This window comes from Streptomyces sp. NPDC017943 (assembly GCF_044328425.1).
In the GTDB taxonomy this organism is placed as follows: domain Bacteria; phylum Actinomycetota; class Actinomycetes; order Streptomycetales; family Streptomycetaceae; genus Streptomyces; species Streptomyces djakartensis_A.
In genome coordinates, this window is sequence record NZ_JBIRHH010000005.1 from 402,429 (window position 1) to 417,782 (window position 15,354).

Consider the following 15,354-nt stretch of genomic DNA (forward strand, 5'->3'; position numbering starts at 1 on the left):
GGAGGAGTGGGGTGGGGGTTCCGGCGCATCAGGCCGAAAATCGCCGTACGGCGAGGGCCGTTACGGGACGTCCTCGGGGGCTCCCAGGTCCGTCACCCGTTCCAGCAGGATCGGTTCCCAGGCGTGGCGCAGGCGGGTGCGCAATGCGGTGATGCCCTCGGTGGAGAGGTCCTCGGTGGAGAGGTCCTCGGTGGAGAGGGCCTTTGCGGTGAGGGCTTTTCCGGTGAGGGCTTTTCCGGTGAGGGCCTCGGCGAGGTGGACGACGGTGTCGCAGCGGGCGAGCCACAGGCCCCGCAGGCAGGGGCGGGCACCGTAGCCGGCGAGGGTGGCGGCGCGTACGGCGGCCGGTGAGCCGACGGCGGCGGCGAGCCCGGCGATGTCCTCTGCCGGGTCCCCGACGACCGCCCCGCCCCAGCCGAGCACGCCGCGCACCCGCCCGTCGGCGCTCACCACCAGGTGAGCCGCGGTGAGGGCGTGGTGCGTGAGGACGGCCGAGCCGGGCTGGGCGGCGAGCTGGGCCGCGGCGGGCGCCGTGAGCCGGTCGAGCCCGGCGGCGTCGAACTCGTCGGACTCGGCGAGTCGTTGCGCCGCCCGGGCGGCCGCCCGCCGCAGGGCCTCCAGGGAGCGCGGCGCGGCGCGCGGCACTCCCAGGGTCTCGGCCTGCCGGACGGGCACCTCGCGCAGGCCGGTGAGCAGCGCCGCGAGGTCCGCCTCGCCGACGGCGGACACGTCGTGCCGCTCTGCGGAGCCGCCGGGCACCTTGGTGTCGAGGGTGTAGTGCAGCCCCGGCGCCCACTCCCCGGTCGCCACGCTGACCGGAACCGTCATCGGCAGGTGCGGGCGGACCAGGTCGCGCAGCCGCAGCTCGCGGCGCTGGCGGAGGGTGGCCTCGCGGTCGGGCGCCAGGCGCAGCACGTGGCGGGAGCCGACCCACCAGGTGGCGGCCGACACCCCCTCACCGGCGGGCCCTGCGTCCGGGCCGGCCGGTCTGACATCGGGGCCGGCGGGCCGTACGTCCGGGTCGGCGCCCCGCACGGTCGCCGCACCACCCCGGCCCTCCTCGCCGCGCGACTTCTTGCCGCCCCCGCCGTCCTTGAGCAGGGAGCGGACCAGCCGGCGAACGGTGTCCGCGGAGGGGGTGGGTGCCTGGGTCATGGTCGCGCCGTTGCCGTTCGGGAGGCTTCGTGGGGACATAGGGGGCGTCATTCCACTATGACCAGCTCGCGAGTGGTGGTGTTCAGGCGCCGCCCGCCGTCCTCGGTGACGGTCACGATGTCCTCGATGCGCACGCCGAAGCGGCCGGGCAGGTAGATGCCGGGTTCCACGGAGAAGCACATGCCCGGCACCAGGGGCTGCTCCTCGCCCTCGATCATGTACGGCGGCTCATGGGTGGTGACGCCGATACCGTGCCCGGTGCGGTGGATGAAGTACTCGCCGTACCCCGCGTCCGCGATGACCGCCCGGGCCGCCCGGTCCACGTCCTGGCAGGCGGCGCCCGGCCGCACCGCGCGGAAGCCGGCCTCCTGGGCCGCGCGCACGACGTCGTGGACGCGGCGCTCCTCGTCGGTGGGTTCGCCCACGTGCACCGTGCGGGAGGTGTCGGAGCCGTAGCCGTGGCGCAGGCCGCCGAAGTCGAGCACGACCGTGTCGCCGCGTTCGATGACCCGGTCGCCGGCCTCGTGATGCGGGTTCGCGCCGTTCGGGCCCGAGGCGACGATGGTGAAGTCCACCTGCTCGTGGCCGTGCCGGCGCAGCAGCCGGTCGAGGTCGGCGGCCACCTCCGCCTCTCGGCGCCCGGCGAAGGGGACGGTGCGGATCTCCTCGAAGGCGGCGTCGGCGGCGGCTCCCGCGGCCGCCATGAGCTCCAGCTCGGCCGCGTCCTTGACGGCCCGCAGCATCGGCAGGGCCTCGGTGAGCGAGACGTAGGCGCTGCCGGGCACCGCCCGCTGGAGGGCCAGCAGGTGCAGCGCCCAGGCGTTGTCGCTGACGCCGAACCGGCCCGCCGGGGCGAGCAGCGCGGCCGTGGCGGCGTAGGGGTCCTTGCCGTCGGTCCAGTCGCTCAGCTCAAGGGCCGAGGCGCCGGCCGCCTTGCGCGCGTCCGGGGCCTCCAGGGCGGGGACGACGAGGACGGGGTCCCGGTCCCCGGCGAGGACCAGCAGGGTGAGCCGTTCGGTGACGGCGGGGGGTGTGTATCCGGTCAGCCACGTCAGGTCCGGCCCGGGGGCGACCAGCAGACCGGCGAGTCCGGCCTCGGCGGCCGACCGCGCTGCACGCTCCATGCGGGCCCGGTAGTCGTCGGCGGTGAAGGACGCGGCCGTGCTTCCGGTCATCCGGGCCTCCCAGGACGGACGAAGGGGTACGGGCAGCATCCTGCCCGGCGGACGGGGGCCGCGCGAGCCGTCTGCGGGCTTTCCCCCGGCCCCGGCCGTACGGAAGGGCTCGAAGCGCGCACGGGGCGGGCCGCCGGCCGCTCGCACGCCCCCGATGTCCACTCGCACGCCCCCGATGTCCACTCGCACGCCCCCGATACCCGCACGGGCACCCCCGGTACCCGCACGCGACCGCGGTGCCCCTCCGGTGCGGGGGGTGCGGCCTGCCCGGCGGGCGAGGCGGCGGTCACCGGTGGCGGATCGCCGAGCAGTCGGGCCGGGGGGCGCCGCACAAGGCGCTGCCCTGCGGCCGCTCGCCCACCGGACCGAAAGGTCACGCGGGGATGCTGTCCGGGCCCTGACCCGTGCTCCCGGCGGCGGATCATCCCGCACCGGAGCAGGACAACCCACAAGGCCCTTCCCTGCCGCCGGTCGCCGACCGGGCCGAGGCACCACGGCGAGAGCCCGTCCCACGGTCGGTCACCCCGGGCAGCCGAAGAGGCCCGCTGTAGCGCCCGGCGGCAGATCGTCCCGGCCCGGGGGACGGCTCCGCCGTGTGAGTCCTCCGCCGCGGAGCACGCTCACGCGGCGACCGCCGGTACGGCCGTGAGCTGCTCGTAGCCGCCGCTGCGGTGCCGCACGGTCAGTGTCACCTCGCGGCCGGGGCGCACCCGCGCGACGGCCCGTACGAGGTCGGCCGCCGTGTCGATCCGGGTCCGGTCGAGGGTCAGCAGTACGTCGCCCCGGATCAGCCCGGCTCGCTGCGCCGGACCGGGGACGTGGAGCCCGACCACCACGGCCCCCGGCCCGCGGGCGTCCATGACCTGCACGCCGAGGGTCGCCGCCGCGGGCGGCGGGACCGCGGGTGACGAGGCCTCGGGCGACGGTGAGGGGGCCGGGGAGGCCGGTGCGTGCGGCCCGCGCTGGCCGAGGAAGGCGCCGTGAGCGGCCACCGTGGAGCCCATCGCCCCGAGCCCGACACCGGACAGCACCAGGACCGCACCGGCGAAGCCGCCGAACAGCACGTTCAGCAGCCGGCGCCCGCGCCGCCGGGCGGCGTGCGGGCGGGGCCGGGAGGGGCCGCCTTCCTTCCGCGGTGGCGCCCCGCCGGGGTCCTGGCCCGGCATGGGCTTGGGTCGCAGCGCGGTCTGTTCCATGGCTCGCCTCCGGGTGGTGCCGATCGCCTCCGGCGGACGCGGGACGATCACGGCAGATGCTCTACCCAACGGTTCTGCGGCCGACGAGCCACGAACGAGTGAGACTGAGCGGCCCCTGCGCGGGACAGGGAGGGGGCGGAGAGCCGGAGGGCGGACGCGGTTCGCCCCGCACCCGTGGGCGAGTGCGGGGCGAGCCGGCAGGACGGCGGGCCCGGGCCGGGCGGGCCGGGCCGGGCCGCTCAGTGGAAGGCCGGTACCGGCACGGCCGGCGGCCGGTCGGGCAGGAAGCCGTGGGCGCGCCGGGACAGCCAGGCCTCCTTGTAACGGTCGACCTGCTGATGCCAGTTGAGGATGCCGGACATCCAGTTGCGCAGGTCGTCCACGTACGTCCCCATCGCGGCCCGCGCCTCGTCCGACAGCTGGAAGTCGTCGTACAGCACGGGCAGTTCGTGCTCGACCACGTGCTCGAACTGGCGCATGCGCTGGCTCATCAGGTCGTGCACGATGCCGAGCCCCGTCGGGTAGTCGCAGCCGAAGAACGACTGCACGACGAGGATCGCGTTGTGGATCTCGCCCTCGAACTCGATCTCCTTCTGGTACGAGAAGACGTCGTTGAGCAGGCACGCGAAGTCCATCGCGGCGTTCTCCAGGGAGCGGACCGGGCCGCTGCGGTACACCTCGGGAGGGACCGCCGGGCCGTGGCCCATCCGGCACAGGCTCAGCGTCAGGTCGGAGCCGAACGTCGACCGGCGCATCTCGAGGTAGTCGACCGGGTCGGGGACGCGGTTCTGGAGGTGGTTCGACAGCTCCCACACCCAGCTCTCGGTCATCGAGTCGATCGCGTTCTTGAGTGTGCGCCGCTGGTCGGGCGTCATCGTGGCGGTGGTGCGCAACCACAGGTCGATCAGGCTGCGTTCCATGGCGTTGACCGGTGCCGGTGGCGTGCTGCCGTCGACCGGCATGCAGTCGGACAGCCGGGCCGTGGTGATCCGGGCCGCGGCCAGGTCGCGGCGGTGGCCGTACACCAGGGGGTAGTAGTCGTCGCCGTAGGTGCCCCAGGCCAGCCACTGCGAGCTGAGGTCGAGGGCCTCCTCGGTGGCGTCCGGGTCGAGGCCGGCGGCGCACAGGGGCAGGTCGTAGGCGCGGAGCTTGTCCTCGTCCCAGACGCCCTCGGAGAGGATGCCCATCCGGGTCACCCAGGCGTGCAGGGTGGCGCGGGAGTGGTCCAGGTGCGGGCTGAGCTGCAGGGGGAACGGCATCCGGATGTCGGGGATCCGCGACGGCCCGACCCTCTGGTAGGGCACGTGCGTGTAGGAGCGCGTCCGGTCGGCTCCGGCCGAGGCGAGCAGGGCGCGCACGTCGGCGGCGGAGGTGCCGAGGCCGGTGCAGCCCGGCCAGGGGCTGCCGCCGCGCACGGCGTTCTCGTTCATGTAGCGGCTGGAGCGCAGGTGCCACTCGTGGCCGCCGGACTGCCAGTCCTGCAACCCCTTGGTGTAGGCCGCCACGGCCGCGACCTCGTCCGGCCGCAGTCCCTTCTCCAGGGCCAGGGCGGGCACTTCGGTGAACGCCGTGTGCTCGAACTGGTGCAGCCGGGAGGTGAGCACGTCGTTGACGGTGTCGGCGGCTTCCTGGGTGGTGCACCCGAAGAAGGTCTCCAGCACGAGGACGCCGTTGCTGTTCTCCCCCTCGTCCTCGACCTCGCGCTGGTAGGAGAAGAGGTCGTTGCGCAGGTGCACGGCGTCGGAGAACGTCTCCATGAGCACCCGCAGCGGCCTGGCCCCGGCGACGGAGGCGGGCACCTCGGCGGTGGCGTACTCCACGAGCCCCGCCGACCAGGGGGCGCCGCCCACCTTGCGGCGCATCTCGATGTATTCGACGGGGTTGGCGATGCGCCCCTCGTTGATGTTGGACAGCTCCCACATCGACTCGTTGAGCAGGTGCTCGGTGGCCACGGCGAAGCGGCGGCGCCAGTCCTCCGACATCGCGGGCACCGTGCGCGCCCAGAGGTCGGCGAGACCGGCCTCGACCGGGTTCTCCGGTTCGGGCACGGGCGCCGACAGGTCCAGCGGCATGAACAGGGGCAGCCGGTCCAGGTGTGCCTTGCCGGCGGCCCGGTCCTGACTGCGCTTGTACTTCTCCAGGAAGTGGTCGTCGAAGAAGAAGACCCATACGTACCAGTCGGTGACGAGGGACAGCGCCGGCCCGTCGCAGTCGGGGTGGGTGTAGGCGCAGAGCAGGCCGTAGTCGTGCGCGTCGAGGTCGGCCTGCTCCCACACGCCGGATCCCTCCAGCATGCCCATCTCGCGCGCCCACTCGGTCGAGTGGGCGCGGGCCTGGTCGAGATGGGGATTGAGCCGCGCGGGGTGCGGCATGTAGAAGTGCGGGAGCTCGAACGGCTGCGTCATGGCCGGGAGCTACCCGCGGTCCGCGGGCGGCATCCGCGGCCGCGGACATGATCACACCATCGCGTGAATCGGGAGTGATCCGGCAACTTCCGTCCCGCACTGCTGCGTTCCCGCGCCGGTCGCGGCCGGTGGGCGGTTCGCTAGCCGGGGATGCGCACCTGGATCAGGGCGTGGGTGCCGCCGGTGCGCCAGCGTGCGCCCTCCGTCGCGTCCAGCCGGGCCTCGGTGTCCGCGTCGAGGCCGGTGATCACGTCGGACTTCAGGGTGCGCAGTGCGGCGACCGGCCCGGGGAACCAGGCGGTGACGTCCGTGAAGGGCGTGGTCGCGGGCCAGAGCCGGTCGCCCACCAGGCGACGGTAGTTGAGGTCGCCCTTGAACACCGTCAGCGTGGCGGAGGCGAATTCGGCGCGCAGGTCGCCGGGCATCTCCTCGTAGGGCAGCGGCGCGCAGGAGAACGGGTGGGCGCGCAGGACGAGCCGTCCGTCGGCGCGGGCGGACCACAGCTGCCGTCCGTACCGGGCGGCGGCTCCCCCGGCGCCGGTCAGGCGGCGCAGGGCGTCGACCACGTCGGCGGTGGTGGCGTCGGAGACGTAGTACGGGTGGGGCTTGACGTGCAGGACGGCCCGGTCGATGCCGCCGGTGGCCAGCAGGTGGGCCAGGAGCAGCAGGTCGGGGACGAGTTCGCGGCCGGCGTTGTCGGCGACCAGGCACAGGGTGCGCGGGCCCGGGGCGCCGGGGGCGTCGAGCAGCGACCGCAGCAGGTCGCCGTCGTCGGCGACGAGACCGGGTACGGCGTCCGTCTGCCGGGCGCCCTCCGCCGACATGCGGAAGCCGAGGTCGGCGCGGTTGCCCCAGAGGGAGCCGTGCAGCAGGGCGCGCCAGCGCTCGTCGGCGGGGCGGGCGTCGAGGGTGTCGAGTGCGGACAGTTCCTCGTCGGTCTCGGCGGAGTCGAGTTCGGCCTGCTTGAAGGGCCGGAAGGGGTCGATGCCCTGCCAGGGCCCGGGGCCGAAGTAGCCGACCGCCTGGAGCAGGCGGCGGTAGAACCAGCTCTCCGACCACAGCCACGGCACCTCGAACCACGACCGTCCGGCGTACGCGCGCAGTCCCCAGTCCTCCCAGAGGGCGCGGTCGTGCGCGTCGGCGGGGAGTGCCTCGATACGGCCCTCGGTGCAGCCGGCGAGCAGCTCGTCGAGCGCGCGGTGCTGCTCCGGTCCGTACGGGAAGGCCTCGCGGACCTGCCGGATGATGGCGGGGTGCCGCTCGGCCAGCACGCTGTGCGGGAAGGAGCCCGGCCGGTCGCCGAGGAGCACGGGTGGGCGTGGGGTGTCGGGCATGGGGCTCACCGTAACGCGCACCAGGGGTGCGCCGGGCCGGTCACACGGGTGCGATCTCCCGCTCCAAGCGGGCGGCGAGGCTCAGGTAGCGGGCGCGGCGGGTGACCGGGACCAGGCCGCGGATGAGTATGGTCCACATCTCGGCCGTGCGGCGGGGCTGGCGGGCGACGGGTTCCCGGGAGCGTCCCACTACGCGCGTGCCGACGAAGAAGCAGACGAGCGAGTGGGCGACGACGTCGATGTCGATGTCCGGGTGGACGTCGGACTCCTTGACCGCGCCGACGAGCCGGGCCGTGACGATGTCCAGCCACTCGGTGAACGGGTGGCTCAGCGGTGGGCGGGGGCGGATGCCTCCGGTGGCGAGCCTCAGTCCGGCGCGCAGCACGGGGTCGTCGACGGACTGGCGCGTGATGCCGAAGGTGAGGCGCATCAGTGCCTCCAGCGACGTGTGGCCGCGGTTCTCGGTCTCCGTCGCCAGGCGCCGGGCGGTGAGCGACTGGCGTTCGAGGATCGCCTGGGCGAGGTCCTCCTTCGCCGCGAAGTGGAAGTACAGGGCGCCCTTGGTGACGCGGGCGTGCTCCACGATGTCGCTGAGGGAGGTCGATTCGTAGCCGCGGCGGTCGAACAGGTCAGCGGCGGCCGTGATGATCGTCGAACGGGTCTGCTCGGCTCGCAACTGCCTCGCCATCGGCTGAACTCTCCCGGGACGGAAATGAACGGGTCATGCCGTTTGTTTTTACCCCCCGCACACGATAACTCACCCTCAGACGGCGCTCATCGGGCAGGGGGGCTTGTTTTCGGGGGCACTTCCGGCATAGCACGCCCGGCCGCCGACAGGAAACAGCGCATCCGGTTTCCAAGGAGCGGGTGTCCGCGGGCAGACATGAAGGCGGGCCGGCCGGTGCCCCATCCGCACCGGCCGGCCCGCCCGCTCGTGGCCCCGCCCTGTTGTGAGTTCCCGTCAGGGAAGGATCGAAGGATCGAAGGACCGAATAGTCGACGAGTCGACGAGTCGATCGAAGGATCAGAAGAGAACAGCAGGGATCAGAAGGTCAGTTTCCAGCCGTTCAGCGTGCCCGTGTCCTGCGCCGCGGTGTCCTGGACGCGCAGCTTCCAGGTGCCGTTGGCGACCTCGCTGGAGGCGTTCACGGTGTAGGTGGTGTTCACGTTGTCCGCGGAGTCCGACGCGGCGGACTTCAGGCGGTACGCCGTGCCGTCCGGGGCCACCAGGTCGATGACGAGGTCACCGCGGTAGGTGTGCGTGATGTCGACGCCGACCTGGAGGGCCGACGGGGCGTTGCCGCTGCGGCCGGTGACGCTGATCGGGGACTCGATCGCGCCCCCGTTGTCCGGGATGGCGACGGCGGTGGTGCTGGAGAAGGTGGTGCCGGTGGAGGTGCCGCCCTTGACGGCCTGGACCGTCTTCGCGGCGTCCGCGAGGCCGGCGCCGCAGCCGCCGGAGCAGGTGCCCGGCAGCGGACGGGCGTTGGCCTTGACGGCCGACTCGATCTGCGCCGGGGTGAGGGCGGAGTTGGCCGACTTCATCAGCGCGACGAGGCCCGCGATGTGCGGGGTGGCCATGCTGGTGCCCTGGTAGTAGGCGTAGTTCTCGGTCGACGGCGTCTTCGTACCCGAGTTCAGCGTGGACAGGATGCCGTTGGCGGTGGTCGTCCGGGTCTCGCCGCCGGGGGCGGAGATGTCGACGATCGAGCCGTAGTTGGAGTACGAGGCCCTGCTGCCGGCGCGGTTGGTCGCGGCGACGGTGATGACGCCCGAGCAGTTCGCGGGGGAGGCGGTGGAGGCGTTCGTGTTCTCGTTGCCGGCGGCGACGACGACCGTGGTGCCGCGGCCGACCGCGCCGTTGATGGCGCTCTGGGTGGCGCTGGAGCAGGCGCCGCTCCCGCCGAGGCTCATGTTGATGACCTTGGCGACGTTGGTGTTGGCGGGGACGCCGGACACCGAACCGCCGGACGCCCAGGTGATGGCGTCGATGATGTCGGAGTCGTAGCCGCCGCACTTGCCGAGGACGCGGAGCGGGGAGATCTTCGCCCCGTACGCGATGCCGGCGACGCCCTTGGAGTTGTTGGTGGCGGCGGCGATGGTGCCGGCCACGTGCGTGCCGTGCCAGGAGGAGGTGGAGGCCGGGACGCCGGCGCCGCACTCGCCCGCGTTGTACCAGTCGCCCGGGTCGGCCGGGTTGCTGTCGCGGCCGTTGCCGTCGACGGAGACGGCGGTGTCGGATATGAAGTCGTAGCCGCCGACGATGTTCGCGGCCAGGTCGGAGTGCGTGACGTAGCCGGTGTCGATGACGGCGACGGTGACGCCGCTGCCGGTCGTGGTGTCCCAGGCGCCCGGGACGTTCATGCCCGCGGTGGACTCGAAGAGGTCCCACTGCTTGCCGTACTCGGTGTCGTTGGGGGTGACGGCCGTCGGCTTGTTCAGCCGGTCCGGCACCACGTAGGCGACCTGCGGGTCGGCCCGGTAGGCGGCCACGACGTCGGCGACGGACGACGTGGAGGGGGCGGCGCCCAGGTCGACGAGGGCGGCACCGGTGCCGAGGCGGCGGCGGAAGTCGACGTCCTCGCCGGTCTTCTCGGCCTTGGCGGCGGCGTCGGCGGCGGCCGCCTTGTCGGACGCGGCCTCACCGGCGCCGGCCTTGTAGCCGACGATGAGGCGCTCGGCGGGAGTGCCCGGGGCGGCCTCCGTCTGGGCCGCGGGGACGGCGGCGGGGCGCGGGGCGGGCTCCTGGGCGACGGCGACCGAGGCGGGGGCGGCGGTCAGCAGGGCGACGGAGACGACGGCGACGGACATCAGCTTCCGTCTGAGCTCTGGGGAGGTACGCACGGTCGTTGCCTTTCGTGGCCGGACTCCGGCGCGGCGGAGCGGCGGTGGGGTCGCTTCGTCCTCGAAGCGGAGGGGGGGTGGTTCGAAAAGCGGAGAGCGACGCGATGGCCGGCCAGGCGCGGGTGGGGGGCGGACCCGTTCGGGGTTACCTGTGGGTCAGCTGTGGTCGAACATTAGGCAACGGGCCGGTCACCGGGATACGGGGGAAACCCTCGATCCGATCGCGAACCGACCCTCGGTGAAAGGCGATCGAGCGGGAATGGCCCGATTCGAACGGGTCGTGGCGAAGTGAACGCGGCGGCCCGGTTTCCCGTACTGCATGACCGACCCTCCGGCCCGCCGAGGAGAGATCCGGACATGCTCGCTACGACCGTCCAGCGCACGGCGCTCGCCGCCGCCCTGACCACCCCGCTGCTGCTGCCGCTGTGGACGGCGGCGCCGGCCGCGGCGCACGGTGCGCCGACGGATCCGGTGAGCCGGGTGGTGGCCTGCTCCCCCGAGGGCGGTGAGCGGGCCGCCACGCCGGCCTGCCGGGCGGCCGTCGCCGCGAACGGCGGGCCGTTCACGGCCTGGGACAACCTGCGCGTGGCGAACGTGGCCGGACGGGACCGTGCGGTCGTCCCGGACGGGAAGCTGTGCAGCGGCGGCCTGCCCGCCTACCGGGGTCTGGACCTCCCCCGCGCCGACTGGCCGTCGACCCGGGTGGCGCCCGGCGCGCGGCTCGGCCTGCGGTACGCGTCGACGATCCCGCACGCCGGCACGTTCCGGATGTACCTGACGAAACCCGGATTCGACCCGGGGCGCCCGCTCACCTGGTCCGACCTGCCGGAGAAGCCCTTCGCGCAGGTGACCGACCCCGCGCTGGCGGACGGCGCCTACCGTTTCAGGGCGACCCTGCCGTCCGACCGGGTGGGACGGCACGTGCTGTACACGGTGTGGCAGAACAGCAGCACGCCGGACACCTACTACTCCTGCTCCGACGTGGTGTTCCCGGCGCGGCGGGCGAAGGCGCGCACGGGCGACGAGCAGAGCGGTGGGGGCGAGGCGTCCGGGGCGGGGGGCAAGGCACGCGAGGAAAGAGGCAAGGGGACGACCGCCCCGGCCGCCCCGGCCACCGGGGCTTCCGAGCCGGGCGGAAGCGCCGCCGAGGGGGCCGCCGGCGGCGCCGCGGCTCCGCGCTCGCGGCCGCAGGATGCCCGGACCCCGTCGGCCTCGGCGGCCGCGGCCGGCTCGGGGCCGTCCTCGGGCACGCTCGCGGGCGGCGCCGCCGCGGTGCTGGTGCTCACCGGCGGCGCCGCCCTGGCCCTGCGCCTGCGCAGGCGCTGAACGGGGCCTCGTGCGCGATCAGTTGACGGTGACGGCGGAGCCTCCCGTGGTCACCGGGGCGTACTTCGCGGTGAAGAAGGCGTTGGCGAAGCACAGGGACGAGCCGGACGCCTTCGTGAACTGCTGGTTGGTGAACGAGATGCTGTGGTCGGCGTTGCTCGCCGTGCCGGTCAGGGCGGGCGCCCGGTAGACGCAGGTGACGGTGCCGAGCAGGGTGCGCAGTTTGACGGTGGACTGGAGCGTGGAGCCCGCCGCCGGCGTCACGGTGAGGGTGCCGTCGGACGACACGCTCGCCGTGTAGGGCAGGTTGTCGACGGTGATGCCGCTGACGCCGAGCACGCCGACGACGTTGGCCGAACAGCCGCTGGTGGCGAAGCTGTGCGAGTTCAGCGACTCGGTGGCGGTGCCGGGCGCGGCCGGGTTGTCGGTGACGGTCGCGGAGAACGCCGACGAGGTGCACGAGATGCCGTTGGTGCCGGTCGCGCTGGAGCGGAAGGTCGCGGCGGTGCCCTCGGCCAGGGACGCGTCGAGGACGGCGCCGACCTCGACGGCGGCGCCGTCGGCGGTGGTCAGCACCGGGGTGTCGGCCGCCGAGGCGGGGGCGGCCAGGCCCAGGGCGGCGACGGCGGCGGTGAGGGTGACGAGGGTGCGTGTGCGCATGCGGGTGTACCTCTTTCGCTGGCGTGGGGTGGAGGGGGGCGGGGAGACCGGCACGTCCGCCGCCGGCCCGTCACGCCTTCTCCGTACGTGACGGACCGGCGGCGGCCGGCCGCGGGCGCCGGGGGGCGCGCACGGGTCGGCCCTCCGGCCGGGCCGGGCCGGGCAGGGGGGTGGCTGGTGTCACGGTCCGGGCGATACGGCCGTGCCGTACGAGGGGAACGCGGGCGTGGAAAGCCCGTTCGGACGCGCCGGGCGACGAGCTGCGGTGCGGTGGCAGCGGAGTCCGGAACGCGCGGACGGCGCCGCGCGGTGGATCCGGCGCCACGGATCCGGTGGGACGAGGGAAGTTGTAGACCTGGCGCCGAGCCAACGTCAAGGCGGTGTAAGGGAGTTGTGCGCCGGGTGAGTCTTTCGGAACACGGCGGACTCACCTTCGGGACACCGTCCTCACTCGGTGTCCACACCTCCCTTGACCCTCCATGTAACCGCCGGTAACTTCCTGGTCGGCTACTGCGGCGTAACGGGAAAGCCCTTGCGACGGCCGGACGTCGCGAGGAGACGTGCGCACGCGGTCGGTGTCCGCGCCAGGACAGCGCGCCAACGACGTCCGATCCGCACCGACATGCACCTGGAGCTGACATGACCACCTCCTCCACCGAGCACCTCCCCGAGAGACCGGACGGCTCCGCCGCCCCGGGCGACGCCCCCGCGCGGCGCGGAAGGGTCCGGGCGCGCCGGGCCGCGGTCATGGCGGTGCCGGCCACCCTGGCCGCCGCGACCCTCGCCGTCCTCACCGCGCAGGGTGCGCTGGGTGTGCAGTTCGCCATCTCCGGCATGCCGTTCACCGTCACCGCGACCGAACTGAACGGCACCGGCTTCGCGCAGTTCGGCGGCCTGGACGAGATGGCCGAGGACAGCCCGAACGCGGGCGACACCGGCGGCCAGGTCCTGGTCATCACCTCGGTGATCAAGAACGCGACACTCACCAAGCTGTGCCAGAGCGTCGACCTCGGCGGCACCAACCTGGTCATCCGGGCCGGCGGCGGCGCCCAGAAGGTCACCGCGAGCGATCTGACGACCGACTCGACGGAGCTGTCGGGCGACGCGGCCTTCAACAACATCGAGATCGGCAACGACGCCAGCACCCTGGACAAGGCGGGGCCGCAGGGCCGCGGCCCCAAGGGCGTGTTCAGCCAGCAGTCCGACACCGTGCACATCGCGAACCTGCGCCAGACCAACTACGCCACCACGGCAGGGGTGTTCAAACTCCCCGGTCTGAAGCTGGGCTTCAGCGGGTCGGGCTGCTGATGCCGGGCGCCCCGCGCGACGGGCTCCGGCCCGCCTTCCGCCGGTGGCGGGCCGGCCGCCCGTTCTGGGGCGGGCTGCTGCTCGCCCTCGGCGGGGCCGAGATCCTGCTCACCCTCAAGGCGTCGCTGGACGTCGTCCTGCACGTCGGCATGCAGGGGCTGGCCGGCTACCTGCTGCCGGTGGTGATGCTGCTGTGCGGTGTGCTCGTGCTCGCCAACCCCGCCCAGCGGCTGTTCTACTCGGTCATCGGCGTGCTGGTCTCGCTGGGCAGCTGGGTGACGTCCAACCTGGGCGGCTTCTTCGTCGGGCTGCTGCTGGGCGTCGTCGGCAGCTGCCTCACCTTCGGCTGGCTCCCCGACCAGGAGCCCCGGATCAGCCGCCGCAGGCGCCGGAGGGAGGCCAGGGCCGCGAAGTCCGCCGTGACCGGCACGATCCCCGCGCAGCGGGCCTGACCTGCTACGGGCACCGGCCCGCCCTGGGGGGTACCGGCCCGCCCTGGGGGGTACGGGCCTCCTGCCCTGGGGGCACCGGCCCCACCACCCCGGCCCGGACGACACGGGCCGGGGCCGCGGCATGCCCGCGCGCGCCCCGCGGCCGGCACCGCTGTTCGGCCGGTCGGACAGATCATCACGATGCGGCAGCATCAACTCACGGCTCGTGGCTGCTCACTTGACGACCAGTGGTCACACAGGGTTGGCTCCGGCCAGCGAGAGTCGTCCGGCCGGTGTCCACCCCGCGGCCCCCGTGCGCACTCTCCACCTGCTCTTGCTCGGCCGCACAGCGAGGTCCGCCCCTCATGAACACTCCTCCCCCGCCGCACACCCCGGCCGGACACGTCCGGGCCGCGGCCCTGGCGTCCGTCGTCTGCCTGCTGCTGTCCGCCTGTTCGGCCCTGGGCGACGACGGGAACGGTGCGGACCCGGCGGGCTCCGGGGGCGGGATGCGGGTGGCCCTGGTCACGCACGGCGGGGAGGGCGACGCCTTCTGGGACCTGGTGCGCAAGGGCGCCGAGGCGGCGGCCGCCAAGGACGGCATCGACCTCACCTACGCCGGGGACGCCGACCCGGCCGCCCAGGCCGAACTGGTGCACGACGCCGTCCGCGACAAGGTCGACGGCATCGCCGTCACCCTGGCCAAACCCGCGGCGATGCGCGGCCCGGTCGCCCGGGCGAAGGCCGCCGGCATCCCCGTCGTCGGGCTCAACTCCGGTATCGACGCCTGGCGTCCGGCGGGGCTCCTGGAGTACTTCGGCCAGGACGAGTCGGTCGCCGGCCGGGCCGTGGGCGACAAGCTGGACGGCCTCGACGCCGAACACGCCCTGTGCGTGGTGCACGAGCGGGGCAACGTCGCGCTGGAGGCCCGCTGCGCCGGTGTGAAGAAGACGTTCGGCGGCGAGACCGACAACCTGTACGTGGACGGCACCGACCGGGACGCCGTGACCGCCGCCATCGCCGCCCGGCTGCGGCAGGACCCCGGCATCGACCAGGTCGTCACCAACGGCGCCCAGTACGCGCTCGGCGCGGTCGAGGCCACGCGGCAGGCGCGCAGCAGGGCGAAGGTGGCCACCTTCGACCTCGACAAGGACCTCGTCAAGGCCGTCCGCGGCGGCGAGGTGCAGTTCGCCGTCGACCAGCAGCCGTATCTTCAGGGCTATCTCGCGGTGGACGCCCTGTGGCTGTACCGCACCAACGGCAACGTCAGCGGCGGCGGCACCGCTCCGGTCCTCACCGGCCCGGCCTTCGTGACGAAGTCCAACGTCTCGGCCGTGGCACGGTTCGCCGCCGCGGGGACCCGGTGACCGGACGCCTCCGTGACGCCCGAGTTCCGCCCGTGCGGGGCCCGCGCGTCCGCCCGGGCGGATAGCATCCTGCGCATCCCGCGTGCGGTGCCCGGACCCCCACCGCGCCCCGCCCCCGCCCTCCCCGACCGCTCCCCCGCCCAGCCCCCCGCC

Annotated in this window: 12 protein-coding genes; 4 read left to right on the forward strand and 8 right to left on the reverse strand. The window is 73.8% G+C overall.

Annotated elements, in window-relative coordinates:
- Positions 1-60: 60 nt before the first annotated feature.
- The 7 genes from ACH4C6_RS18760 to ACH4C6_RS18790 all read right to left on the reverse strand — a co-directional run bounded on the left by ACH4C6_RS18760 (position 61) and on the right by ACH4C6_RS18790 (position 10,109).
- Entirely contained in the window at positions 61-1,155 is a 1,095-nt protein-coding gene (locus tag ACH4C6_RS18760) for an aminoglycoside phosphotransferase family protein (RefSeq protein WP_398109932.1), read from the reverse strand.
- A gap of 47 nt (positions 1,156-1,202) precedes the next feature.
- Positions 1,203-2,330 carry an aminopeptidase P family protein gene (locus tag ACH4C6_RS18765; protein WP_398109679.1) on the reverse strand — a complete coding sequence of 376 codons (1,128 nt, stop codon included), beginning with the start codon at positions 2,328-2,330 and terminating at the stop codon, positions 1,203-1,205.
- A 620-nt stretch (positions 2,331-2,950) separates the two neighbouring features.
- On the reverse strand, positions 2,951-3,526 hold the full coding sequence (locus ACH4C6_RS18770; RefSeq protein ID WP_398109680.1) for a PDZ domain-containing protein: 576 nt from the start codon (positions 3,524-3,526) through the stop codon (positions 2,951-2,953).
- A gap of 239 nt (positions 3,527-3,765) precedes the next feature.
- Complete coding sequence (gene cyc2, locus ACH4C6_RS18775) at positions 3,766-5,931, reverse strand: germacradienol/geosmin synthase Cyc2 (protein ID WP_398109681.1); 2,166 nt, start codon at positions 5,929-5,931, stop codon at positions 3,766-3,768.
- Between the two features lie 140 nt (positions 5,932-6,071).
- A complete protein-coding gene (locus tag ACH4C6_RS18780) occupies positions 6,072-7,265 on the reverse strand; it encodes a damage-control phosphatase ARMT1 family protein (protein ID WP_398109682.1) in 1,194 nt (397 codons plus the stop codon).
- A 40-nt stretch (positions 7,266-7,305) separates the two neighbouring features.
- Positions 7,306-7,953 (reverse strand): ScbR family autoregulator-binding transcription factor, encoded by a 648-nt coding sequence (locus ACH4C6_RS18785; protein WP_369195256.1) that lies wholly within the window; start codon positions 7,951-7,953, stop codon positions 7,306-7,308.
- A gap of 356 nt (positions 7,954-8,309) precedes the next feature.
- Entirely contained in the window at positions 8,310-10,109 is a 1,800-nt protein-coding gene (locus ACH4C6_RS18790; RefSeq protein WP_398109683.1) for a S8 family peptidase, read from the reverse strand.
- Positions 10,110-10,466: 357 nt separating this feature from the next.
- Here ACH4C6_RS18790 and ACH4C6_RS18795 point away from each other — a divergent pair, with 357 nt between their 5' ends.
- Positions 10,467-11,435, forward strand: coding sequence for a lytic polysaccharide monooxygenase (locus ACH4C6_RS18795; protein ID WP_398109684.1), 969 nt, complete (start codon positions 10,467-10,469; stop codon positions 11,433-11,435).
- Between the two features lie 18 nt (positions 11,436-11,453).
- Here ACH4C6_RS18795 and ACH4C6_RS18800 read toward each other — a convergent pair whose 3' ends face one another.
- Positions 11,454-12,095, reverse strand: a complete 642-nt coding sequence (locus tag ACH4C6_RS18800; RefSeq protein ID WP_398109685.1) for a Tat pathway signal sequence domain protein — start codon at positions 12,093-12,095, stop codon at positions 11,454-11,456.
- A gap of 639 nt (positions 12,096-12,734) precedes the next feature.
- Here ACH4C6_RS18800 and ACH4C6_RS18805 point away from each other — a divergent pair.
- The 3 genes from ACH4C6_RS18805 (at position 12,735) to ACH4C6_RS18815 (ending at position 15,201) form a co-directional block, all read left to right on the forward strand.
- On the forward strand, positions 12,735-13,403 hold the full coding sequence (locus ACH4C6_RS18805; protein WP_398109686.1) for a DUF6230 family protein: 669 nt from the start codon (positions 12,735-12,737) through the stop codon (positions 13,401-13,403).
- Positions 13,403-13,855: a DUF6114 domain-containing protein gene (locus tag ACH4C6_RS18810; RefSeq protein WP_398109687.1), complete on the forward strand. Its 453-nt coding sequence runs from the start codon at positions 13,403-13,405 to the stop codon at positions 13,853-13,855. The genes ACH4C6_RS18805 and ACH4C6_RS18810 overlap by 1 nt, the downstream gene beginning before the upstream one ends.
- 344 nt (positions 13,856-14,199) lie before the next feature.
- On the forward strand, positions 14,200-15,201 hold the full coding sequence (locus ACH4C6_RS18815; protein ID WP_398109688.1) for a substrate-binding domain-containing protein: 1,002 nt from the start codon (positions 14,200-14,202) through the stop codon (positions 15,199-15,201).
- Positions 15,202-15,354: the final 153 nt, after the last annotated feature.

Excerpts from the sequence above, each read along its gene's own strand:
- ACH4C6_RS18760 (WP_398109932.1), bottom strand. The coding sequence starts at position 1,155 with ATGACCCAGGCACCCACCCCCTCCGCGGACACCGTTCGCCGGCTGGTC.
- ACH4C6_RS18765 (WP_398109679.1), bottom strand. The coding sequence starts at position 2,330 with ATGACCGGAAGCACGGCCGCGTCCTTCACCGCCGACGACTACCGGGCC.
- ACH4C6_RS18770 (WP_398109680.1), bottom strand. The coding sequence starts at position 3,526 with ATGGAACAGACCGCGCTGCGACCCAAGCCCATGCCGGGCCAGGACCCC.
- cyc2 (WP_398109681.1), bottom strand. The coding sequence starts at position 5,931 with ATGACGCAGCCGTTCGAGCTCCCGCACTTCTACATGCCGCACCCCGCG.
- ACH4C6_RS18780 (WP_398109682.1), bottom strand. The coding sequence starts at position 7,265 with ATGCCCGACACCCCACGCCCACCCGTGCTCCTCGGCGACCGGCCGGGC.
- ACH4C6_RS18785 (WP_369195256.1), bottom strand. The coding sequence starts at position 7,953 with ATGGCGAGGCAGTTGCGAGCCGAGCAGACCCGTTCGACGATCATCACG.
- ACH4C6_RS18795 (WP_398109684.1), top strand. The coding sequence starts at position 10,467 with ATGCTCGCTACGACCGTCCAGCGCACGGCGCTCGCCGCCGCCCTGACC.
- ACH4C6_RS18800 (WP_398109685.1), bottom strand. The coding sequence starts at position 12,095 with ATGCGCACACGCACCCTCGTCACCCTCACCGCCGCCGTCGCCGCCCTG.
- ACH4C6_RS18805 (WP_398109686.1), top strand. The coding sequence starts at position 12,735 with ATGACCACCTCCTCCACCGAGCACCTCCCCGAGAGACCGGACGGCTCC.
- ACH4C6_RS18810 (WP_398109687.1), top strand. The coding sequence starts at position 13,403 with ATGCCGGGCGCCCCGCGCGACGGGCTCCGGCCCGCCTTCCGCCGGTGG.
- ACH4C6_RS18815 (WP_398109688.1), top strand. The coding sequence starts at position 14,200 with ATGAACACTCCTCCCCCGCCGCACACCCCGGCCGGACACGTCCGGGCC.